22 protein-coding genes and 1 pseudogene are annotated in these 22,493 nt (G+C 39.1%); 10 read left to right on the forward strand and 13 right to left on the reverse strand.

Going from position 1 to position 22,493, the window contains the following annotated elements:
* Position 1: 1 nt before the first annotated feature.
* Together EBF12_RS05420 and EBF12_RS05425 are read right to left on the reverse strand one after the other, a co-directional pair.
* Positions 2-628 (reverse strand): NUDIX hydrolase, encoded by a 627-nt coding sequence (locus tag EBF12_RS05420; protein WP_121726751.1) that lies wholly within the window; start codon positions 626-628, stop codon positions 2-4.
* A 4-nt stretch (positions 629-632) separates the two neighbouring features.
* A complete protein-coding gene (locus EBF12_RS05425; protein WP_121726752.1) occupies positions 633-1,886 on the reverse strand; it encodes a peptidoglycan DD-metalloendopeptidase family protein in 1,254 nt (417 codons plus the stop codon).
* Between the two features lie 156 nt (positions 1,887-2,042).
* On the opposite strand from EBF12_RS05425, the gene EBF12_RS05430 reads away from it, so the two are divergent.
* The 5 genes from EBF12_RS05430 (at position 2,043) to EBF12_RS05450 (ending at position 5,616) form a co-directional block, all read left to right on the forward strand.
* Positions 2,043-2,234 (forward strand): hypothetical protein, encoded by a 192-nt coding sequence (locus tag EBF12_RS05430; RefSeq protein WP_121726753.1) that lies wholly within the window; start codon positions 2,043-2,045, stop codon positions 2,232-2,234.
* A 58-nt stretch (positions 2,235-2,292) separates the two neighbouring features.
* Complete coding sequence (locus EBF12_RS05435) at positions 2,293-2,505, forward strand: flagellar biosynthesis anti-sigma factor FlgM (protein WP_121726754.1); 213 nt, start codon at positions 2,293-2,295, stop codon at positions 2,503-2,505.
* 67 nt (positions 2,506-2,572) lie between these two features.
* Positions 2,573-2,998 (forward strand): hypothetical protein, encoded by a 426-nt coding sequence (locus EBF12_RS05440; protein WP_121726755.1) that lies wholly within the window; start codon positions 2,573-2,575, stop codon positions 2,996-2,998.
* 8 nt (positions 2,999-3,006) lie between these two features.
* Positions 3,007-4,827 carry a flagellar hook-associated protein FlgK gene (gene flgK, locus EBF12_RS05445; RefSeq protein ID WP_121726756.1) on the forward strand — a complete coding sequence of 607 codons (1,821 nt, stop codon included), beginning with the start codon at positions 3,007-3,009 and terminating at the stop codon, positions 4,825-4,827.
* An 18-nt stretch (positions 4,828-4,845) separates the two neighbouring features.
* Positions 4,846-5,616, forward strand: coding sequence for an EI24 domain-containing protein (locus tag EBF12_RS05450; protein ID WP_121726757.1), 771 nt, complete (start codon positions 4,846-4,848; stop codon positions 5,614-5,616).
* Here the strand turns inward: EBF12_RS05450 and EBF12_RS05455 are convergent.
* The 11 genes from EBF12_RS05455 to EBF12_RS05505 form a co-directional block, all read right to left on the reverse strand.
* Positions 5,556-6,002, reverse strand: a complete 447-nt coding sequence (locus tag EBF12_RS05455; RefSeq protein WP_121726758.1) for a hypothetical protein — start codon at positions 6,000-6,002, stop codon at positions 5,556-5,558. The two genes, EBF12_RS05450 and EBF12_RS05455, sit on opposite strands and share 61 nt — an antisense overlap.
* Entirely contained in the window at positions 5,986-7,668 is a 1,683-nt protein-coding gene (locus tag EBF12_RS05460) for an AAA family ATPase (protein ID WP_121726759.1), read from the reverse strand. Before EBF12_RS05460 ends, EBF12_RS05455 begins: the two co-directional genes overlap by 17 nt.
* Positions 7,655-8,923, reverse strand: coding sequence for a tRNA (N(6)-L-threonylcarbamoyladenosine(37)-C(2))-methylthiotransferase MtaB (gene mtaB / locus EBF12_RS05465; protein WP_121726760.1), 1,269 nt, complete (start codon positions 8,921-8,923; stop codon positions 7,655-7,657). Before mtaB ends, EBF12_RS05460 begins: the two co-directional genes overlap by 14 nt.
* 47 nt (positions 8,924-8,970) lie before the next feature.
* A complete protein-coding gene (locus EBF12_RS05470) occupies positions 8,971-10,608 on the reverse strand; it encodes a mechanosensitive ion channel domain-containing protein (RefSeq protein ID WP_121726761.1) in 1,638 nt (545 codons plus the stop codon).
* Complete coding sequence (gene aroB / locus EBF12_RS05475) at positions 10,605-11,651, reverse strand: 3-dehydroquinate synthase (RefSeq protein WP_121726762.1); 1,047 nt, start codon at positions 11,649-11,651, stop codon at positions 10,605-10,607. Before aroB ends, EBF12_RS05470 begins: the two co-directional genes overlap by 4 nt.
* The gene (locus tag EBF12_RS05480) at positions 11,651-13,087 is read right to left on the reverse strand and encodes a COG3400 family protein (RefSeq protein ID WP_121726778.1); all 1,437 of its coding nucleotides are present in this window, start codon (positions 13,085-13,087) and stop codon (positions 11,651-11,653) included. Before EBF12_RS05480 ends, aroB begins: the two co-directional genes overlap by 1 nt.
* An 83-nt stretch (positions 13,088-13,170) precedes the next feature.
* Positions 13,171-13,860: an MqnA/MqnD/SBP family protein gene (locus EBF12_RS05485; RefSeq protein WP_121726763.1), complete on the reverse strand. Its 690-nt coding sequence runs from the start codon at positions 13,858-13,860 to the stop codon at positions 13,171-13,173.
* Positions 13,861-13,869: 9 nt separating this feature from the next.
* On the reverse strand, positions 13,870-14,127 hold the full coding sequence (locus tag EBF12_RS05490; protein ID WP_121726764.1) for an HP0495 family protein: 258 nt from the start codon (positions 14,125-14,127) through the stop codon (positions 13,870-13,872).
* 17 nt (positions 14,128-14,144) lie between these two features.
* A complete protein-coding gene (locus tag EBF12_RS05495; RefSeq protein ID WP_121726765.1) occupies positions 14,145-14,549 on the reverse strand; it encodes an acyl-CoA thioesterase in 405 nt (134 codons plus the stop codon).
* 164 nt (positions 14,550-14,713) lie between these two features.
* Positions 14,714-15,016, reverse strand: a complete 303-nt coding sequence (locus EBF12_RS05500) for a hypothetical protein (protein WP_157979058.1) — start codon at positions 15,014-15,016, stop codon at positions 14,714-14,716.
* Positions 14,970-15,164: a hypothetical protein gene (locus tag EBF12_RS05505; protein ID WP_121726767.1), complete on the reverse strand. Its 195-nt coding sequence runs from the start codon at positions 15,162-15,164 to the stop codon at positions 14,970-14,972. Before EBF12_RS05505 ends, EBF12_RS05500 begins: the two co-directional genes overlap by 47 nt.
* 83 nt (positions 15,165-15,247) lie before the next feature.
* Here EBF12_RS05505 and EBF12_RS12180 point away from each other — a divergent pair, with 83 nt between their 5' ends.
* The 5 genes and pseudogenes from EBF12_RS12180 to EBF12_RS05530 all read left to right on the forward strand — a co-directional run.
* Positions 15,248-15,550: a 3'-5' exonuclease gene (locus EBF12_RS12180; RefSeq protein ID WP_157979059.1), complete on the forward strand. Its 303-nt coding sequence runs from the start codon at positions 15,248-15,250 to the stop codon at positions 15,548-15,550.
* Positions 15,543-15,902, forward strand: a complete 360-nt coding sequence (locus EBF12_RS12185; RefSeq protein ID WP_121726769.1) for a hypothetical protein — start codon at positions 15,543-15,545, stop codon at positions 15,900-15,902. Before EBF12_RS12180 ends, EBF12_RS12185 begins: the two co-directional genes overlap by 8 nt.
* A 53-nt stretch (positions 15,903-15,955) precedes the next feature.
* On the forward strand, positions 15,956-16,186 hold the full coding sequence (locus tag EBF12_RS05520; protein ID WP_121726770.1) for a hypothetical protein: 231 nt from the start codon (positions 15,956-15,958) through the stop codon (positions 16,184-16,186).
* 206 nt (positions 16,187-16,392) lie between these two features.
* Entirely contained in the window at positions 16,393-21,921 is a 5,529-nt protein-coding gene (locus tag EBF12_RS05525) for a S6 family peptidase (RefSeq protein ID WP_279629419.1), read from the forward strand.
* Positions 21,918-22,422 (forward strand): annotated as a pseudogene (locus EBF12_RS05530) (tRNA-guanine transglycosylase); the annotation flags it as partial. The gene EBF12_RS05525 and the pseudogene EBF12_RS05530, both read left to right, overlap by 4 nt.
* Between the last annotated feature and the right edge of the window lie 71 nt (positions 22,423-22,493).

The following is a 22,493-nucleotide window of genomic DNA, read 5'->3' on the forward strand; positions in this document are numbered from 1 at the left end:
TTTATACTATCTCTTTTTTATTGCTTAAAAACCACATCACACCAAAGGCTAAACCGGGCGTTTTAATCTTGCTTTCATCATACAAAAACTGCTCTAAACAATCTAGCCCAACAAACACAGATTCAATCACCTCTCCATCAACTCCCCCACCTGTGCCAATCCTATCGCTTTCATCAATCTCAGCATAAAAAAGGCTTTGCTTTGCTCCACTATGTCCCACCGCTGTGGAAAAAGAAGTGATATACTCCAATGACTTTACCTTATATCCACACTCTTCTTGCGCTTCTTCTTTAGCAATTTGCTCTACACTCTTACCCTCTTTATCCACAAGTCCCGCACATAGCTCATAGGTGTAACCTACCTCATTTTGTCCAAACTTTGAATCTGCTTGGCTAGATTCTAAATATGCTTCACCAAAATGCCGCACAAATACGGGCGGACGAAATTGCCTCACAAAAAGCAAACTTTGCTTTTGTGTGTGGTAAAGTAAAACAGACACAGAATCCAAACTATGGATAAAATCCCAACTGCGTTTTACTCCATTCTCCATATAGAGCATACGGCGAGGCTTTACATACGCTGAATCCACACATTCACAAAAGCTTATATCTGTGATAATAGACTTCATTTGGTTATTTTCCTTGTGAATCTATGGGTATATTCTGCTGCGTAGATTCAAGCTCTGTTGTCTCCCGTATAGAATCCTCAGAATCTTCAGCCTCTTTATTAGAATCTAAATTAAAACCTTCATTTGCAATAATGCTATTATTTCCATCTTCCAATGCCTCCTGTAAAAGAGGTATAAAATGCTCACTTACAGCGATAAACTTCTCTTTTTCCTTGCCTTGTAGCTCTTTGCTTACAGCTTTCACACTTGAGAGTGGGTTAATAGGCACATTATTGCGATATAGCCCAAAATGTAAATGTGGTCCCGTGCTTAAACCCGTTGAACCAACGCGTCCTATGAGCTGCCCACGCTTGACTTTTTTGCCACTTTTCATACCCGCAGCAAAAGAATTCATATGTGCATAAAGTGTTTTGAGGTTATTCTCGTGGCGAATCTCAATAAGATTCCCATACCCACCTCTTTTACCAGCAAAAATCACAACCCCATCAGCGGCTGCCACAATAGGCGTGCCTTTTGGTGCGGCATAATCCACAGCATAGTGCGGACGCACGGTGCCTAAAATGGGGTGCTTTCTACCAAGTGAAAATCTTGAGCTAATCCTTGCTCCTGCTACAGGCGTTTGTAGTAAGAAGCCTTGAATCTCTTTACCCTCTTTATTATAATAGCGTCCATTGTTGAATCTAAAGATGTAATGAGGCTTTTTATTTATCTCCACAACCGCAGCTTTGATATTTGCATTTTTAAGTGGCTTACCCAAACGATATTTGCGTTCATAAATCACTGCTAATCTATCATCTTTGAGAATAGAGCGAAAATTTACACTATTTTTATATGCGTTTAAAAACTCACTTACAAGCCCATTATCGTGTGTCATCTCAAGCAAATCTTGGTAGGGGGATTTTTGAATAGAGAGGCTAACCATCTGCTCTTGCTCAAAATAGATCATAGGTGTAAAATCAAGCCTAAACTCCCCATCTCGCTTAAAAATGTGAATCTGCATACCATCACCAATAGGGATAAGTGCCTGTAATAGTTCCTCATTATCATCTAAAAGTGTGTAGTAGGTAACACCTGCATATACTTCGCTGGTAAGCTCTCTGTCTTTGGGCGGGAGATTATAATACACACTTGTTGGGATATTATATTTTTGAAAAAAAGCAAAAAATGTATATCCGCTTTCCCAAATTTGACTATGTGCAGTTGCCCCAAAGCTTAGGCTACCCCACAAACTTACCATTACAATTATTTTTCTCACCATAGAATGCCTTAGATAATCTAGATAATATTGTTGCTCTTTTTAAAATGCTAGATTCTAGTATAAAAATTTTAATAAAAAATGCTAGAATACGATTTTGTGTTTTTGGCATTCTTTTTGCTGTCTTTGTGGCACAGAGTATTTTTTAAGGAGCAGAATATGAACATAGGCTTGAAAAATTGGCTATTTCCCACTATTAGCTTTGTTGCATTTTTATATGTGATGTTGCTTCTTGGGATTTGGACATATCGTGTTGATGCTAACAAGCCCTTATTTAGCTCTGATGGAAGCTCTAAGGGTGTAACTACACTCAAAGACTTTAAGCAAGAAATGCAAGGATATGTAAAATAGCTAAAGTTTTTTACATATTAGCCGATTTGGCATTAATCACATCAAAAAGGGGTGTCTTATGGTAAATGGTATCAATACAAGCATAAAAGCAACAACAGCTCTTAATAGGGACATACTTTCAAAGCAAAACGAAAACAATGAAGTGAAAGAAAAAGAGCAAGTGCAATTTTCTCGTGCTGAACAAATTAAAGAGCAAATCAAAAATGGCGAATACAAGATTGATTTGCAACAAACTTCCGAAAAAATGGCATCAAATTTGCTTAATCTTTAAAAACTCTTCCATTGTGGCTTACCTGCTTTTTAAAGTGAGTAAGGCAATGGAGTTTTAAGGATGGGCTATGCTACACACTTATATCAATGGTGCAATTGCAGATTTGGAAGCACTCATAGAACTCACGCAGCTTGATAACGCTGATATTCAAGTGGCAAATCACGAGGCAATTTTTGCTAGAGTTGAGCAAAAAGATTCTCTTGTGAAAGAATTTGAAAATAAAAAATCACTCTTACAGCAAGAAATGCTTCTACTTTGTGAGAAAAACCCCCATAAATCACTTCAAGACCTTTTAAGCGAGGAAGTAAGTATTTTGCTTGATACAATGCGTGCGAAACTTGAAGAACTCAAAGTGCTTAATGCCAACTATGCACGCAGTGTGTTTGCTGTGGCAGAATTTTACAATTCCCTTATTCAAAGGGTTATCCCTCACGAAAACAATGGCTATGGACACAACCGCCCACAAAGCCATATTCTTAAGATTCAGGCATAGGCTAGACTATGGGCGGCATTCTCTCCTCTCTTAACACCTCCTACACAGGCTTACAAGCTCATCAGCTTATGGTTGATGTAACGGGCAATAATATCTCAAATGCAAGTGATGAATTTTATAGTCGCCAACGCGTGCTTGTCCGCCCAGAAAAACCTTTGTATTTTCAAGATTACAATCTTGGAAGAGGTGTGAGTGTAGAGACGATTCAGAGAATCCACGATGAATTTGTGTTTAACCGCTACCGCAAAGCCGCAGAAGAAGCACAATATTATGATACACATTTTACGACATTGCGTGAGGCTTCAGCCTTTTTTCCAGAAGTTGATGGTGTGGGAATCTACAATGATTTGGAGGAGTATTTTAACTCGTGGAAAGATTTGGCTAAAAACTCCACAGACCCAGCACAAAAGCAAGTCCTAGCCAAAAATTCTCAAGTGCTTAGCACAAATATTAAAGATACTCGCTCACGCCTTGTGCGATTGCAGCAAAAGGCAAGTGAAGAGCTTGAAGTAACAATCAATGAAGTCAATCGTATCGCCAAAGAAATTGCCCACATTAATGGCAAACTCAAAGAAATGGAAGACCAAAGAGAGCTTAAACAAGCCAATGAATTACGCGATAGACGCGATGAGCTAGAATACAATCTCCAAACGCTTGTTGGAGCAAATGTCTTTAAAAATCATCTAGATTCTAATGCCTCCATACACCCCAAACTTGCGGATTTTGATGATGAGTATGTGCTTAATATCGGCTTTGGATTTAATATTGTTGATGGAGCGATGTATCACCCCATTGTGTTGAAAAAAGATGATAACCACCTCAATTTAAACCGCGTGTATTTTCAAGGTGATGACTTTAAAACCGTTGAAATCACAGATAAAATCGTGCAAGGCAAAGCCGGCTCACTCATTAGCCTATATAATTCAGGGGCAGATGGCACAAGAGTAGGTAAGATTCAAGATTATATCAATCACCTTGATATTTTCGCAAAAGGCTTTATTGAAGCGACAAATAGCATTTATTCACAAAGTGCGGCGACACAAATTCGCAGTGATAAACTTGATGTATGGAGCTTAAATGCCCTTGTGGATAGTAACTATAACATCAAAGAGGGAAGTTTTGATGTTGTCGTATATAGCACACAAGGTGAAGAGATTGCACGCAAAACCATCACAATTGATAGAATCACCACAATGCACGATGTAGTCAAAGCCATTAATGAAAACACCGATGACAACAAAGATAATAATGCCCTAAATGATGTTGATGACTATTTTCGTGCGTATTATGATAATGGCACAAAGGAGTTTAATATCCTATCAAAAAACCCTTCACAAGGCTTGTATGTGGCGATTCAAGATAATGGGAGTAATTTTACAGGAGCATTTGGGCTAAACAAATTCTTTGATGGACAAGATGCACACGATATTGCCTTAAATCAAGAATATGTTAAAGACGCTACACTCATACGCCCTTGGCTTACCCCTGTAAATGGAAACTTTGATGTGGCAAATATGATGCAACAACTTCAATATGATGATGTGGATTTTTATGTCAATAAGTATGAAAAAAAGCAAATGAGAATCCCGGAATATTTTCAGTTCCTAGCTGGACGCGTGGCAAACCAAACAGAAGCGGCTCAACGCACAAAAGAGACAAAAGATTCTGTTTTATCAGCTGTGAAAAAGGAGCATTTAGCTATCTCACAGGTAAGCCTTGATGAAGAGATGGTCAATCTCATCAAGTTTCAAGGTGGTTATGCGGCAAACGCTAAAGTCATCACAACTATTGATCGTATGATAGAAACTTTGCTTGGCATTAAGCAATAAGCATAATAAAGCTTAGTTATGCAAACTTCATCATCTTCTCTATTTACACTCTTGGGCAAAAGTCTCAATGACTTTTTTTCCGCTAAGATTCTAACACTCACCCTTTTCCCAGCACTCTTTGGCATTATGCTTTGGGGCGGTGTGCTTTATATTTTTGGCAATGAGATTTACACCTATCTTTCACAAATGCTTTTAGCTTTTGTGCCAGATTGGCTTAATACACAAGGGATTCTAGGAAGTATAGTCCGCTTTAGCATATCCTTTGCCCTTTATACTCTGTTTGGAATCTTTTTTCTTATCGCCATTTTGCTTACCAATATGCTTTTCTCCGTTTTTTACACACCCTTTATCGTAGAATATGTACGACAAAAGAGCTATCCACATATACCAAAAGCAGGGTTTGGCTCATTACTTAGCTCATTAGGTGTATTTATAAAAAATTTTTTGCTTTCTGCTTTTTTAGCCCTTTTTTCACTTCTATTCTATCTCGTGCCTTTTATTGGCTCATTGCTTGGCTCTTTTGCGTTATTTATTGTGTGGTATTTGTTTTTTAAAAATATGACTTTTTATGATGTGGGTGGCTCTAGTATGGACAAGCCTAGGTTTCAATTTGTCAGTCAAACGCGTCTTTTTGCAAATCACACTTATGCCCTGCTTGCTTATTGCTTTAATTTTATCCCTTTGTTAAATTTTTTCCTTATGCCCTTGCAGATTCTGCTTATCACGCATTATTTTTTCACAAGGCTAAGTGAAAATCTCACAGATTCATCAAATTTACAATCTTTATAATATCTCACAACACCACAAGTGGCAAAAAGCTCCATAGTTTCTATACTGCTTTCACTCCCCATATACATATCTATATCCACATTACTAAACACATCGCTAATCCGCCTAAGCAGTGGATACACACATAATGGCGGGGCAAAAAGCACAAGATTTTGCACCCTTAGAATCTCTTTAGTTTGTATCCGCTCCTGTATCAAAGTCCCATACGCCTTGCACTTTTCTAAACGCTCTAATGCTCTATCCAACGCATTTTGTGTTGAATCTATACGCGTATCTAGCCCACATTCTCCATAGCCTATAATCACATAATGGTTAAGCCCTTGCCTAGCTAGAATCTCACCTATGATTCTAACACTATGATTACCGCTCTCACAAACTCTCTTCATAAATGGCTTTAATTTCCTCTTTGCTCAAACGCTCCTTTGCCAAAAGCTCCTTTGCCACTTTTTCAAGCAGCGGCTTGGCATTTGTAAGAAACTCTTGCATCTCCTTTTGGGCAGTATCTAAAATATACGCCACATCACTCACATCGCCCAAAAGTCGCTCCGCCATACCATATTCTACGCACATCTGCGTAGCAATCTCCTTTGCCTTAGCAAGATCATCTTTAGCATTGCTAAAACTTTGCTGATAAATGAGCTTTGTAGCGATATTCCCAGACATTGCGACTTTAATCTTCCCCATAAGCTCTTGTTTGCTAATCAATTCCTTATCTGTCTGCTTAAAGCTTTCTCCCACAAGCCCAATCTTATCAAAATCAATCTCTAGCCAATACGCACTGAGTGCCTTTGCCCCTTGATAAATCGCTAGAATCTCCTTTTCTTGCTCACTCAAGCTCAAAGCCTTTTTCTTCCCTACAAGCACCTTATCTTTTGTGGCTAAAATATCCTCTTGTGTAATCTCTTTTCTTTTATGTCGTAACGCATTTAATGCACTCTCATTGACTAATGCTGCTAAGGCTGCACCACTAAAACCTACGCACAAACGCGCAATGTGATGAATATCTACATTGTGCGACTTACCACGCAAATATAGCTCTAAAATATGCTTTCTCTCCTCCAGATTTGGCAGCTCCACATAAATGCGTCTATCAAATCGCCCACTTCTTAATAATGCCTCATCAAGCACTTCAATCTTATTTGTCGCAGCAATCACAATCACGCCACTAGAATCTTCAAATCCATCCATTTCCGTTAAAAGCTGATTGAGTGTCGCTTCACGCTCATCGCTTCTTGTATTGCCCCTTGCCTTGCCCACCGCGTCAATCTCATCAATAAAAACAATACTTGGTGCATTTGCCTTTGCTTTCATAAAAAGCTCTCTTACCCGTTTTGCACCCATTCCTGCATAAATCTGCACAAAGCTAGAACCACTTTGATAAAAAAATGGCACACTTGCTTCCCCAGCTACGGCTTTTGCAATCATTGTTTTACCCACGCCCGGTGGTCCTACAAGCAGCACCCCTTTAGGTAAAGCTATGCCCAAATCCTGATAAAATTTAGGCTTTTTAAGATAATCAATGATCTCTAGCAGCTCCTCTTTAACCTCGCTAATCCCAGCAACATCTTTAAATCTAACCCCAGAATCTAAGGGTGTATATGTCTGCACACCTTGAGATATATGCGTTTCTAGGGGTGATTCATTCTCACGCAAAAACTCTGCTTTTTTTTGTTGGGGAACTTTTGGCTTTTTAAATAATAATCGCAATGCTTGTAAAAGCACAGCCAAGCCCAAAATCAGCACAATCACGATGCCAAACCCACCTAGAATCTCACTAAAAAAATACTGATTTTTCACAATCACAGGCTTATCTAACGCCCATATTTTAGAATCTAAGCCCTGCCCATAGGCTTTGTATTGCTTATTTTCAAGTGTAAAATAAATGTATTGACTATCATAGATAATATCACTCACGCCTTGCTTTACAAGCAAATGCTCTGCTTCTTTAGCACTCACTAGCTCTACATTATCTTTTAATATAAGCACCAAGCCCAAAACCACAACAAGCACAAACCCCACAATGCCTATAATCAAACTTTTAGATTTTGCCATTATTCTGCTCCATTACTACATCATAGTCTTTAAAAGTGAGCCATTGTCCTTCAATATTATCTTTTTCACTCTCAAATCTCATACGATTAAAAAATTCATCTAATCCTGTATAGACAAAGCCTTGAGAAGATTCTATTCTGCTTTCACATAGCACATTCAGTGGAATCTTGTGAGCTTTTCTAAATTCAAAATTATTCTGTGCCACGATGTCTTTAAGCGTATGCAGTCTTTGCTTACTCACATTGCCTTTAATGTCATTTTTCATCTCGCTAGATTTCGTGCCATCGCGTTTGCTATATACAAAAGGGTGTAGATGTGTGAGCGGAAAGCGTTTAAAATTATTTAACGCCTCTTCCCACACAGATTCGCTCTCTCCGGGGTGTCCTACGATAAAATCACTTCCCAAACAAAAGCCCTTCTTAGCAAAGTAATTAAAAAGCTCCAAATCACTCTCCACACGATTATGCCTATTCATAATCTTTAACATTGCATCACTTGTATGCTGCAAAGCGATATGCAAATGCTTCTCCATAACAGGTAACTCTAGCACCTCTTTAAACTCACCATCAATTTGACTTGGCTCAAGGCTGCCTATACGCAAACGCTTCAAAACCCCCAAAGCATAAATCTCTCTTATAAGGCACGATAAATTATAGCCCAAATCCTTGCCATAGCTCCCTACATTTGTGCCTGTTAGCACCACTTCGCCAATGCCAGATTCAGCTAAAGAACGGATTTGTCTTAGAATCTTCTCTTTTGGATACGACCTTGCCTTACCTCGCACACTAGGGATAATGCAATAACTACACGCGAAATCACAACCCTCTTGAATCTTTAAAAACGCCCTTGACTTCCCTGCAAACTCGGTTACAATCGTGCTATCAATATGCTCTGGGCTATCTTCTTTATGAAAAAATCGCTCCTTGCTTTGAAGCAACTCATCAATATTTTCCTTAAAACTATGTGCAAACACCCCATAAGCAAGATTGCGTGAGAATACTTCCTGCCCCCTTGTGCCAACGCCACAGCCTGTAAAATATACCTTTTTATTTAAATCTCGCATTTTATGCAAATAGCCACGCACACCAGCATCTGTCCCATTTGTTACCGTGCAGGAATTTACAATCACAATATCCGCTTCACTCTCGCACTCCACGCATTCAAACTGCTCTAAATTACTTTTCATCACCTGCGTATCAAAGAGATTTGTGCGGCAGCCAAAGGTTTTAAAATATACTTTTTTTAATGCACTCATAACACTCCTTTAATGTCTCCCTAGAATCTACATTTGCCGCTTAGAATCTACACATTCTCTTTAGAATCCGCCACCGCCCCACCAAGCAGGGCAAGATTCTCCACATTTGCTTCATCAATCTTTTTATCCTTATTGCCAATGCCATCATTTGCCGAAGTAACAACCTTGCTTGTGGGGTAAGCAATATGTATATCATCTTCTTTTAATATCTGCTCCATTATCTCACCTGAAATGGTGCTACGCAACGCTAAAGTCGCATAGGCATTTGTTTGATACCACATAGAGATTCTAAGCCCATTTGGCTCAATCATACAATAGCTTCTTACTTCCAAGTTTGGATTTCTCAAAGAATACTTATCACGCATACGATGCACCTGTTGTCGCACCATTTCTGTATAGCCTTTAGCGTATTTTTTGCCTGTATCCGTGGCGATTTTAAGGGCTTTTTTGTAATTGCTATCAAAAGTGATACTAAAGTCTATCCCGTCCCACACGGTTTTTAAGCCTCCGTGCGTATAGTTGGCAAACATCGTTGTAAAAATATAATTATTTGGGATAAAGATAATGCGTCCAGCACGGCGATTTTCCATATAGCTTGTAAGCGTTACATCTTCAAAAATAGTAATTCTAAGCATTGAAATATCAAGCACATCGCCCACATACACGCTTCCCTCTTTACACACACGCACCCTATCGCCCACATGCACGCTTCCACCTAAGATAATCACAAACCACCCCAGCACACTCATAAACAAATCTTTCATAGCAATAGCTAAACCCGCAGATGCAAACCCCACAATCGCCACGAGATAGCTGACATTCTCCATATAAGCAAAAAGCAAAATCAGCACAATAATGGTGATATTTAAAAAGTTTATAACCTTACTTGCTGTGTAGATTCTATCGGTATCAAGAATATATTTGCGTAAAGTGAGCTTTAATAAAAAAGCTAAAAGTATCGTAATCAGCACGGCTATGCCAATATATATCGTCTTTAAAAATTGTGCTTTGATTTGATGTTTAAGCTTTAAAATTGTGCTTTGGGATTCTTGATTATACAAATCCATAGAAGTAGCTAGAATCCTTTGTGCGCCCTCTAGCTCCTCTAGCATTGTTTGAATCCGCACAATCTTATTTGCCACCTCAATAGATTTATCCACAAAGGAAAGTTGATTTAAGATTCTATATTTTTCTTTCACCTGCTCCAAAAGGGCTTCTAAACTCTCTTGATTAGCCATAAGGGCATTTTTCTGCTCATCAATTTGTTTGATAAAAGAATAGCCCGATAGGATTAAAAAAGGATTTGTAATTTGTGGAATCTCTTCCATATTTTTGGCTTCTAGCAGTGAGCCATAAGGGTGTTTAGCATATTCTTTGAGTAAGTCCTGCTGCCTTTGCAATGTCTCAAGGCGATGCGTTAAAGAACGCGGAGGATTTGTATAATGAGATTCTAGCTCTTTTTGTAATGTGGTAATCTCATTTGTAATCTCATTATAATTTTCCAAGCTCACATAATGCTTTAGCCACACATTCTCACTGCTTTCAAACTTCGTATCAATAGCTTCTAGCTCTTTTTGTAATTGCGTGATTCCAAAATCCTGCTCTTGCTTTGGTGTTTTCTCCGCTAGTAGCACCGCACAACAGCACAACAGCCACAGCACAAATAACACAAAGACTTTTTTCATTTTTCAAACTCACCTAGAATCTTAAGCACTTTTTGCCTTGGCACATCTTCGCACAATGTTACATCTCCAAGCCCCTTTGGCAAAATAAACATTATCTTAGAATCCGCACTCTTTTTATCCAGATAAAACTTTTCATAAAAGCCTAGCGTATCGCTCACTTGAAAGAATGTCGGTAGATTATATTGCTCAAGCAAAGTTTTTATCGCTTCTGCTTCATCAGCTTGCAAGAATCCTAACTCACAAGCGAGCATATTTGCCATACACATACCAATGCTTACCGCCTCGCCGTGTAAATATCGCTTATAATCCGTAAGATTTTCAATCGCGTGTCCAAAAGTATGCCCATAGTTTAACGCCGCTCTAATGCCCCTTTCTTTTTCATCGCTACTCACTACCCTTGCTTTCATACTCACCGCTTGAGTGATAGCATACACAAGACTTTGAGTATCTTGCAGGCTTAAAGTGCGATTCTGCAAATACGCAAAAAACTCCCTATCAAAGCACACTGCCATTTTTATAATCTCTGCCACTCCAGCCCTAAACTCTCTTAAAGATAAAGTCTGTAAAAAATGTGGATCAATATACACTGCCTTTGGCTGATGAAATAGCCCTATAAGATTCTTGCCAAACTCATTATTAATGCCTGTTTTCCCGCCCACAGAAGCATCAACTTGAGAAAGCAAAGTCGTAGGAATCTGTATAAAGTCAATACCCCTTTGGTAGATTCCACTCACAAAGCCCACCATATCACCTATGACACCCCCACCTAGTGCAATCATCAATGACTTTCTATCAAGCCTATGAGAAAACGCACATTCAAGGATATATTCCACACTTTGCATATTTTTATACTGCTCCCCATCAGGCACAATACACACATACACTTCTTTAGATTCAAGGCGTTCTAATACCAAAGGAAGATACAACCCTGCAACTTTTGGATTTGAGACTATTAGCACCTTGTGGGCGTGAGTAATCTTAGGCAGTTTGCCTATGTGGATAGGATAGGTAGAATGTGGCGTTTGTATCTGCAATGTAGTCATTATGAGCCTTGCTTTTGTGGAAGTGGGATAAAAATTTGAGGATTCTTATGATTCATAGAGGCGATTTTATGCACATCAGTTGAAGTAAAGGCAAAGGTCTTTGTTTTTGCAATGTTTCGTTCAAAAGGCACAAAGCATAAATAAGGCGTAAAGCTATCTTGGATATAAGAGATAGGATTTTTAGAATCTGTTTGTATAGTATTGAGTTTGCGTTCATAGATTCTAGAAAGCTCCTCGTAGCTTTGCATAATCTCATTATGATATGAGCCATCTGTGTCATAATCATACACATCAACTTCTAAATTTAGCTGCTTTGATATATCAAACACCACAGAGGCAACATTTTCCGTGTTTGCCATATTTTCACTTAGCACCACAAAGCTTTTTTTGCACTCATCTATATGTTCCCAGCCTGTTTTCATCACCGGAATAGAAAGTCCAAATAATGCCCTGCGGTTTCTGCGTGAAGCAAAAATATCTTGATTGACAATAACTAGCCCAAAGCGTTTTTGTGAATCTTTAGCGATTTTCTCCCTAAAATTCGCATTTGTATAATCCACCCTCACCTCAACGCTCTTAGATTCTAACGCCTTGATTTTATCAAGCAAATCAAAATTACTTGGCTTCAAAATATGTATAAAAAGCTTATTATTTTTGAGCTTCTCATTTAAAAAAAGTGCATTTTGCACATCATTGTAGATTCTATGCTCATTTGATAAAGACATATCCACATACAAAAATATATCGCGTCCAAATGGAGCAGGAAACTGCCCAATATCGCTTTTAATCTGCATATACACATCATTAAGCATTTTTGGATCACCCACGATAAGCAAACTATCATTTGGCTGAATCACCACAGAATGTGAGCTTAAAAGTAGCTCACCGCGTCTATACACGCCCACTATCCGCCACTTTTTCTGCTGAATTGAGCCAATATGCCGATAGGCAAAAATACTACCCGAAGGCACGCCCACTTCCATAATCTCGCCCTGCCCCAAACCAAAGCTACGCGGGATAAGCGGGACATTTGGCAAACGCTCAATAAACTTATTAGCAATAATCTGCCTTTCATTAAGCACAATCAAATTCTTATCATCTTTCATTTTCTGCGTATGTTTTTCTAAAGCAAGGGAAGTAACAATTCTTGCCTTTTTATTAAGCTCACGCAATAAATCATAAGCAGCAATAATCTCCCTTTCATCATCAAGCACAAGAAAAATATTATAAATCTCCTCATTGAAGATTTGCGAGATTCTAAACGCAGAGGTGTAATCAAAAGTATGAAACTCAAATGAGCTTGGGATTTTCTCCGGGATAAAGCACATATCTTTTGATACGACAATATAATAATCATTGCTAAAGTATTTGTCTAAAATACTATCAAGAAAAATCTTTGCTATATCACCTTGTGCGATAATGAGAGTTTTTTTCACACCTACCCTTTTGCTTTGGAATCTTAAAATCTTACTTTGATTAAAGCCTAACATTATAACCAAGAAGTGATAACCAAAGCTTTTTAAAATCGGCTTGGCTTTTTTATGCCTTTCAAGCGGAGTTTAGCATAAAAGCGACTAAGGGCAAGTTTTTCTTTTTTGCCTATTTTATAATGAATATGCTCCAAATATGCCAAAATATCCCTTGAAGCGATGTGAGATTCTGCTGCTCTTTGTTGCAATATATAATGTGGAATCTTTATGCGTTTGTTGATAAAGCTTTGAGCCATTTGCGTGTAAAACTTCGCATTTTTATTAAAACACAACCGCCCAAAGCTAAATCCCAAATGATGAGCTTCCCACCACTTCTGCCCTAAATCTGTATAGCTTTTGTCATTATGGCTTAGCTTATAGGCTAATGCCCTATCACCAATGAGAATTTCCCCCCTCACATCAAGCACTTTGGCTAAGGCATTTGATGAAGCCGATTGATGGTCATCTTTTTGCCCTTTATGTATAGCTATGACACTCCACACCTCACCTCTAGCGATAATCCCCGCATTTGTTGCCCTACCCAAACGCATAGATTCATACCCAGCAATAGATGAGATAAACCCCGCATCAATTCTTTTTCTCAAAAAATCCTTATTCAATCTCGCAGGATAGGACTTCCTAAGCCCCAAAAAAGTCTTAAAATAACAAGGCGTGGGGTATTTTTTAATAAACACATCAAAAGGCAAAAGATTCAAATAAGAAATCTTACCAAACCTCACTCTATCCCCTTATAGCACCATTTTGACTTCTTGGCTTTGCTGCAAAGTGGCAAAAATATCATTGCGTTCTTTTTCACTTAGCACTTCTACTTCCACATACAAGCTGACATAATGCCCCTGTGCGGAGTTCTTGCCAAACTTTACCTCATATTCACGCGGCATAATCTCAAAAATAAGCTCCCGTAGCTTTTTCTCATCTTTCCCTATAATGCGATACTCCCACTTACACGGATAGGTAATATTTGGCTTTTGTAAATCAAGATTCATTCTTACTCCCCTTAAGCTTAAACAAGCACTTCACGCATTTGCTGTGGAATCTTAGTAATCTTCCCATTTTTCACATCAACAAAAGCAAGTGTAATCTCACCCTTAAACACAAGCTCATCGCATTGCCTATGTTCCAACGCATTGTAGATTCTATAAATATCTTGCTGCATTATCACAGAGGCATTTTTCATCTCTTTTAGCTCACTTCTTACCTCTAGCAAATCCCCAAGCCTCGCACTAGAGCAAAAATCCGCCTTCAAACTCTTTAGCACAAAGCCACTTTCCCCCACAAATGGCTTTAACCCTTGAGAAAAAAATAGCTCACTCCTTGCCCGCTCGCAATATTTTATATAGTTTGTATGATAGACAATCTGCCCACAATCCGTATCTTCAAAGTAGATTCTTACCTGATAGTTCTGCATTCCCTATCCTTTATTCATCTAAGCTTTTTTCAATCCGCATTTTAAACGCCATTTTTAAATATCTATATTACAAACGCTATATTTTAATTTTCACAATGCCCCAAAATCCCTAAAATTTATACTCAAGCCTTATATCGCCCTTGCCACCAAATCCGCCTTGTATATCACTCATACCCGTAAGCCCATATTGCAACGGCAAAGCCTTTATCAAACTGCTTTGTCCCCACAAAGCCAAGCTGAAAGGTTAAAGCTGTGGGATTAATCTCATAGCCGATAAAGTTTTGGGCATTACTCAAGCTTACAAAGATTTGATTTGCCCAGCTATATACATTTTGCTTTGCCAAAAGTGAAAAAGTATAAGAAGCATTCTTACCTACAAGAGCATATTCCACCCCCGCACCCAAGCCCACATTAAAGGCATTAAATGCCTGTTGTGCGTAGTTTGTCCCTATACTCGCCAATGCCATTATAGCCGATACTAAAAAGCCCCACCGGCTTTAGCACAGATTCAAAACTATCTGTCTCTTTGAGTAAAAAGCGGTATTTATAATAACTATGAGAAAGCAGCCCTAGAGAATCTGCCTTTGCCTTTTCACTCCCCAAAACCCCTTGCACACTCCTAATTAATATAATTTTTTAACTCATTATAGCTACTTATTGCTGCGCTAATTTGCGATGATTTTGGGCGGTTTGTAAAAGTGGGGAATTTTGGGCGCGATTCAAAGGATTCAAATGTAGATTCAAGTAGCAATTCAGGTGCCAATTCAAGCAAAGATTCGCCGTATTTAGCAAAAGATGAGCGCGAGATTTTAAGCGAATTTCTGCGCTATTTAAATAAAAATAATCCCAAATTAGTCAGCTTCAATGGGCGCAATTTTGACTTGCCTGCGATTATGATTCGCGCTATGCGTTATAATCTCAGTGCTAAATCCTACTTTGAGACGGACAATGTAGCGCATAATAAAAACAAGTGGGAGAATTATCGGGCAAGGTATGAGTGAGAATTTTCACATTGACTTGCTAGATGCCCTGAGCGCGTTTGGCGCGGCGCGTGGGATTAAACTTGATGTCGTTTGCAAAATGGCGGGACTTGTGGGGAAATTTGATACAAGCGGCGATGATGTGTATAAACTTTTTTGCGCTAGGGAATTTAAAAAAATCGATGAATACTGCCAAAGCGATGTGCTAAATACATATTGGCTATACCTAAAATATCAGCTATTACAGGGCAAAATCGCACTTTTTGAATATGCGGACTTGCTAAATATATTTTTAGAAAAAATGCCAAAGGATAGGGATTATAGCGAAGTTTTTAGCAATGCACTAAAAGCGAATCTTGCGGAATTAGGGTGATTTTTTAATATTTTCTGCTACAATGCACCCAAAAATTTAAGGTAGGCAATTTTATGAGCTTTATGAGCAAAAAAGTGCGAGTAGAAAAGACGATTTACAAAATCCCACTATTTACGCTGATTGTGGCACTTTTTGGTATGTTTGCGTTTTTGTTTGTTAATAGCGACAATCTTTCAAATTTTAAGATTGCCGTGATTGATATCGGCATTGAGCTAGATTTTATAGTGATGGCGGGTATGGTTTGGCATTACATAATAAATATTGATAAATTGGAGGATTTATAAATGGAAACTTTTGTTTTGATATTTATAACTGTTATGTTTGCGGCGACTATGGGTATATTTATATGGTTTATGTTTAAAACGGCGGCGTAGGGTTTTTAGGATTTGCAAAATGGTTGTGTTTATTTTGAGATTTACGATGATAGCAAGGTTGTAGTGTGTGTTGCCCCCCTCTCCTATTAGTTTGTTTGCGTAGATTCGCTTATAGTGTGCTATTTATCGCAGTTATTGCAAATGCGCAAAGTATCGATATAAGCAAGTTTTATTATAGGGATTATTTGGACTTTGGGCAAAACAAAGGCACATTTAGTGGCAATGGTAGCACCACGATAACGGGCAAAGACGGCACGGAATTTACAATCCCACAAACCCCAAACTTCTCCGCTTCAAGCAATAACGGCAATCTTGCGGCGGTAGGGCGTGGATTTGCAGTAACGGCTAATCATGTGGTAAATTTCACGCCTGAGTATGATAGTCGCGGCACTTACCGCACATTTGATTTAAGCACTTATCAAATCGCTGATACAAGCGGTGGCACTGGTATTTCAAATCCGTATGGTAGAGACGAAAAATTTACTCGCTTTGACAAATATGTCGTTGAAGGGCAAGTGGATATGCTTGATTTTACAAACTCTATCGACAACCAAAACTCCGAGCAAGAAAAAATAAATTTAAACGCTTTTAACGGGCAACTCGACGCCTTAAAAAACGAAAAAGGCGAACTTTATCTTTATCAAGCTGGTTCAGGTATCATCACTTTAAGAGGCAACACAAATACAAACATTAACCGAATAGAAAATGGCGAGACAAAGGGCGGCGGTTTTGGCACTTTGATAAAAGATAGCGCAAAATATGAAAGCCTAGTTTTGCCAAGTACATTTTGCAATAACGAAACGCAAAACTGCTCTGTGCGTGGGATTATGTTTAAATACGCATCAAATTTAGATTTTAACAACCGCATTACAAGCGGAGATAGTGGGAGTGGAATTTACGCTTATGATAACAAAAATAAAAAATGGATTTTGCTGGGCGTGGTATCACAATCAACAGGAACGGAAACAAATGCGGGCAATGTAGCCAACATAGCTGCCGTTTCAAACAAGGATTTGCGAGATTATCAAAGCAAATTCGAGCAAACAATCAACTTAAAAATGACAGAACCAAATTTAAACAAATGGATGCTCAACAACACTACTTTGGAGTATGGTGCAAGGGGCGATACACCAAAAGACTCTCATACTTTACAAAACAACAAAGACATAATTTTCAGTGGCGGCGGCACGATTGAAGTGCAAGCCAACATTTACCGAAATACAAGCGGTTACGCTGGGGGCTTTGTCTTTACAGCGGATAGCTCCGCAACTAGCGCAAAGCCTACAACATACACTTTTACAAACGCAAACGGGAAAACTTACTTATTCAAAGGTTCAGGGCTTGATATAGGCGAAAATGTCAAGGTTGAGTGGGCTTTACGAAATGATAAAAATGACGCCTTGCATAAAATAGGCAAGGGCGAACTCATCGTTAAAACCAACTACACACCAAATTCTGGCGAGAATTTAGGCACGCTGAAAATCGGCGAGGGCAAGGTTACGCTAGACACCGACAAAAAGGCTTTTGACAACATTTACATTACAAGCGGACGAGGCGAACTTGCGCTTACGCAAGGCAAGGCAACGGCACTTGGCGCGACAAACGGCACGACTTCAACAAACGGCACGACTTCTTACACGCTATCGCAAAATAAAAATAGCGAAATGGGCTTTTATTTTGGCAAGGGCGGAGGCAAGTTTGATTTGGCGGGCAACTCGCTAGTGCTAAACACCATAGCCGCAAATGATAGTGGTGCAACTATCACTAGCGCGACAAAGGCAACGCTTGAGATTCAAGGCTATGGGTATAAAGAAAATGGCGAAAAAGACAGCACCAAAAAAGCCAACACCATAATACACGCAAGTTTTGGCGACTCCAATTCGACAAATAGTGCGAATCAAGCAAATATCGACATTATCCACAATAGTGATACCAAAAACGATAGCGCACATTTGATTTTTGACGGAAATATTAACACTAGCGGAAAATTAAGCGCAAATAAAACAAATATCGCATTGCAAGGACACGCCACTACACACGCTACGATTAGCGATAAAAGTATCATTGATAAAATCAAAACTGCCGAATCTGACACGAGTAAGGGAATGGAAAGTTATATGGATTTAAGTAAGCCATCAACCCTAAATCAACCCGATTGGGATAATCGCACTTTTAAATTGGGTGGCATTGACTTAAAAGGCGCAAATCTTACGCTAGGACGCAATGCGAGTTTAGAATCTAATATCACGCTAGATAATAGCTCCAAAGTCGAGTTTGGCGGTAGCGTAAAGCACTTCATCGACAACAAAGATGGCGCAAATATCAATGGTAGTGGCTTTGGATATTATCAAAAAGTGGAGGTTGGGGTTTTAAGCGCGGAAATGCAAAAAATCGCAAATGAGACTATACACTACAAAGGCAAAATTACCGCAAATGGCGGGAGCATTCAATCAAGTATTTTGGATTTTAATGCAAGTTTGGATTTGAAAAATAATGCGAAACTCACGGCGGATTATTTGACTTTAACAAGCACCGATTCGGTGAAACTTGAAAACGGCGCGACTGCGAGTGTAAAAACGCTAAAATTACAAAATTTAAGCGATAGCAACAATTTAAACAATATTTTTACAAATAGCAACACCACAAATAGCGCGAAATTAAGCGTTACCGAAGCATTGTGGTTTGAAAATGTAGGCAATAATGTAAGCAATTTTGATTTAAGCAAATTAGATTCGGCAAATGTGGTTATAGAACCAAATTACGACATTGTGGGCGTTAAATCCACCATTACAGGAAATACTAAAGATTTAAGCGCAAATGTTTCGCTTTTTGAGGGCGCGAATCTAACGCTAAAAAACCTTACACTAAAAGATACAAAAGCAAATGAAGTAACGAATGGCACAACAAATGCGATTAAAAATGGCGTGTATTTGGGCAATAACACAACAGAATCTACATTTACAAAACTTTCGCTTACCGAATCGCTAAAATCGGAAAATTTAGATAAGGCAAAGATTCAGCTAGATGGCAAAAGCGAGATTATCGCACCAAAGATTGAATTTAGTGGCGTTAAAAATGGCATTTTAGCACTTGACAAAGATTCAAAACTCACAGGAACAAATGGCAATGCAAATATCGAAGTTAGTGGCGAAAATTCTGCGCTAAAAATTGGAATGCTTGGCGATAAGAGTTTTGATATAAACGCACAAAGTGGTAGCACAGTCACGCTAGGTTTGCTTGAAAAAAGCGATTCGTCATTGCGAGATAGCGAAGCGAAAAATCCAAGTAGCAAAAATGTGGATTCTTCGCCTACGGCTCAGAATTACAGCGTGGTGGCGAATTTTAGTGGGAAAATCACCGCCAAAGATTCTAGTGTAGTTACCACCGCGTTAGAATCCATTACCGCAAGTGTGGATTTAAGCGGGAGTGCGAAACTTTGGGCGCAAAATATTGAGCTAGAAAATAACTACAATTCGATAGATTTAAAAGGTAATTCTACGCTTACCGCAGGGACGATTACGGCAAAAAATTTGAGCAGTTTAACTCTAACGCAAGAAAATGACGCAGTGGCAAACATAAACGCATTTATCTTTGATGGCGGGACTATTACTAGCGGACTAAATACGCTTATCGGTAATAATATTTCGCTGACAAACGGCGCAAATATCACGCTTACCGATAATACAAACGGCGTAACTTTGAGTAGTAAAAATATTTCGCTAACAAGCGATTCGACAAAAAAATCCACGCTAAAAGCAAGCAATCTTACTTTTAATGGCGGCAAGGATTCAAACAATTTTATCACGCTTGACAAGGATTCAACACTAGAAATTGACAAATTGCAAGTCGATAGCGCGAATCTATCGCTAAATTTTGCTGATTCGGCAAAAAATACGGAAAGTTTGAAAAACATCACTTTAAGCAATAATGCAAATCTAAATATTGACAAATGGGATTTTAAAAATACCACGACATTCACAAGCGAAAATAGTGGTGGGCGTGTGATTTTTAAAAATGCGACTTATGATGCGCAAAATAATGGCACTCCAAAGACTATTAGCGCGGATTCCACGATAAGCGGTGCTTTGAGTTTATCAAATGTCGGCAAAGCGCAAACCGCACAAACTAATCAAAAATTGCTAAGCACAACCGCCACAACCCCAAACATAAGCACAGATACACGCTTTGAATCGCTAAAATTTGAAAATAAAAATCTATCGTTTGGAGAGGATTCCAAGATAAGCGTGAGTTTTGATTCGAGCGTAAAAAAGAGCGATGGTAGCATAAAAACGGATGGCACTTATTACAAACTTATAAGCACAGGCGATAGTGGGACAATCACAGACAATCGCACGGATAAGCGCATAGATTTTACGAATACGGATTTCTTTGTCGTTAGTAAATTTATCGGCAATACGCTTTATGTAAAATTCCTAGCATCTGCGCCAGATTCCTTTGCCGAGCTAAACAAAAACATTTCCCACGAGCAAAGCCGATACAGCGAGATTTTGGAGGCTTTGATACAGGCAAATCCCAAAGATGATGCCATCGATACTGCCACACGCACCGATAATTACAGCGTCCTAGATAAACGGATTCAAACTATTGATAGCGATTTAAATGAAATAGCACAGGGCAACAAAACGCGTCAAACGCGCAATTTGCTCTTTTCAAATGACCAAACGATAAATACACGCATTTCGCAAGTCCGCCTAGCACATAGTGGGCGCAATAAGCACTTGCGATTTGCGCAAAATGACACTATGTATCGCATTCAATCCCTAATGCAAGGCGCAGTTAGAAGCGATGCGATGCCTAGCTATGGTAGCAAACGAGAACGAGACTTGCCAAATAACGCGTGGCTAAATGTGGGCGGTGGATATTTCGGTGGGGATAGCAAAATGGGCTTTGGTGCGACAAATATCGGCTATGATAGGCTTATTTATGCGGGTAGTAGCGATATTTTGCTTGGTGCAATGTTTGGCTTTGGTGGCTCAAATGCACACACAGGCGATATGACAGATAGCGCGATGTTTTATAATACCGGGCTATATCTGCACTCACTATTTGATGCACGGGGCGGAAAGTTTGGCGGACACGAGATTCAAAGCAATATTAGTTTTAGCATTAACGATAATCACAAAACTTACAATGCTAAAAGCACGAAAAATACGGCATTTGGGACGCTTTTCGCACTCTATTATAAATACAACTTTATTTTGGCGCAAAATGATACCATTAGCCACGCGCTAAAACCTGTGGCAGTTTTGGCGTTAGGCTACAATCGCAATGGCGCGTTTGAAATCGGTGAATACAAGCAGACAGCATATAGTAGCGTGAATTTTTCCTATGGGCTTGGCGTGGAATATAATGCCGTGATGAGTGAGAGCTTTTATAGCCTAGCACTCACGCTAAAAGATATGGCATATAGTGGCGGTGAGCGCGTATTTATGAGTTTAAGCGGAGCGCGAAACTTTATAGGATACAGCCTTGAATCCGCCCCACGATTTAGCGCGGAAATCAATCTCATAGGCTCGCACAAGCTAACAGACGCGCTATATTTGCAATATGGAATCGCAGGAATGCTAGATAGTGGCGCGAACTACGGCGCAAAAGGCGATATAAAGATTGGGTATAAATTTTGACTTTCACACTAAAATCTATCGATAATAAAGCTCGTGCAGGGAAAATGAATCTATCTCATAGCGAAGTTTTGACGCCGACTTTTATGCCTGACACAAGCCTGTGTAAGGCACTAGATTTTAATGATTTAGAAAATCTTGGTGCGAAAATCATTTTAGCAAACACTTATCACTTGTATTTGCGTCCAAATGATGAAGTCGTGCGAACGCTAAGACGGACTACACGGATTTAGCGGATTTAATGGTAGCTTTTTAACCGATAGTGGCGGATTTCAAGCATTTAGCTTGGGTGGGAAGCCACGCGAGAATGGCATAGAATTTCGTAGCCATATCGATGGAAGCACCCATTTTTTCACGCCCAAAAAGGTGCTTGACATTCAATACAACCTAAATAGCGACATTATGATGATTTTAGATGATTTAATCCGCCTCCCTGCGGAGCAAAAACGCATTGCAGATTCTATTAAGCGCACGATTGCTTGGGCGCACCAATCACTTTCTCATCTTGCAAAACATTGAGCTGTGGGGTCTCTCTATCAATAATCCACACATAAGAGAGTTCGCCCAAACTTGCA

The organism is Helicobacter labetoulli (genome assembly GCF_003670275.1).
GTDB lineage: Bacteria > Campylobacterota > Campylobacteria > Campylobacterales > Helicobacteraceae > Helicobacter_C > Helicobacter_C labetoulli.

What these genes read in the sequence shown, in the direction of transcription:
- EBF12_RS05420 (WP_121726751.1), bottom strand. Translation starts at nt 628, where the DNA reads ATGAAGTCTATTATCACAGATATAAGCTTTTGTGAATGTGTGGATTCA.
- EBF12_RS05425 (WP_121726752.1), bottom strand. Translation starts at nt 1,886, where the DNA reads ATGGTGAGAAAAATAATTGTAATGGTAAGTTTGTGGGGTAGCCTAAGC.
- EBF12_RS05430 (WP_121726753.1), top strand. Translation starts at nt 2,043, where the DNA reads ATGAACATAGGCTTGAAAAATTGGCTATTTCCCACTATTAGCTTTGTT.
- EBF12_RS05435 (WP_121726754.1), top strand. Translation starts at nt 2,293, where the DNA reads ATGGTAAATGGTATCAATACAAGCATAAAAGCAACAACAGCTCTTAAT.
- EBF12_RS05440 (WP_121726755.1), top strand. Translation starts at nt 2,573, where the DNA reads ATGCTACACACTTATATCAATGGTGCAATTGCAGATTTGGAAGCACTC.
- flgK (WP_121726756.1), top strand. Translation starts at nt 3,007, where the DNA reads ATGGGCGGCATTCTCTCCTCTCTTAACACCTCCTACACAGGCTTACAA.
- EBF12_RS05450 (WP_121726757.1), top strand. Translation starts at nt 4,846, where the DNA reads ATGCAAACTTCATCATCTTCTCTATTTACACTCTTGGGCAAAAGTCTC.
- EBF12_RS05455 (WP_121726758.1), bottom strand. Translation starts at nt 6,002, where the DNA reads ATGAAGAGAGTTTGTGAGAGCGGTAATCATAGTGTTAGAATCATAGGT.
- EBF12_RS05460 (WP_121726759.1), bottom strand. Translation starts at nt 7,668, where the DNA reads ATGGCAAAATCTAAAAGTTTGATTATAGGCATTGTGGGGTTTGTGCTT.
- mtaB (WP_121726760.1), bottom strand. Translation starts at nt 8,923, where the DNA reads ATGAGTGCATTAAAAAAAGTATATTTTAAAACCTTTGGCTGCCGCACA.
- EBF12_RS05470 (WP_121726761.1), bottom strand. Translation starts at nt 10,608, where the DNA reads ATGAAAAAAGTCTTTGTGTTATTTGTGCTGTGGCTGTTGTGCTGTTGT.
- aroB (WP_121726762.1), bottom strand. Translation starts at nt 11,651, where the DNA reads ATGACTACATTGCAGATACAAACGCCACATTCTACCTATCCTATCCAC.
- EBF12_RS05490 (WP_121726764.1), bottom strand. Translation starts at nt 14,127, where the DNA reads ATGAATCTTGATTTACAAAAGCCAAATATTACCTATCCGTGTAAGTGG.
- EBF12_RS05495 (WP_121726765.1), bottom strand. Translation starts at nt 14,549, where the DNA reads ATGCAGAACTATCAGGTAAGAATCTACTTTGAAGATACGGATTGTGGG.
- EBF12_RS05500 (WP_157979058.1), bottom strand. Translation starts at nt 15,016, where the DNA reads ATGGCATTGGCGAGTATAGGGACAAACTACGCACAACAGGCATTTAAT.
- EBF12_RS12185 (WP_121726769.1), top strand. Translation starts at nt 15,543, where the DNA reads ATGAGTGAGAATTTTCACATTGACTTGCTAGATGCCCTGAGCGCGTTT.
- EBF12_RS05520 (WP_121726770.1), top strand. Translation starts at nt 15,956, where the DNA reads ATGAGCTTTATGAGCAAAAAAGTGCGAGTAGAAAAGACGATTTACAAA.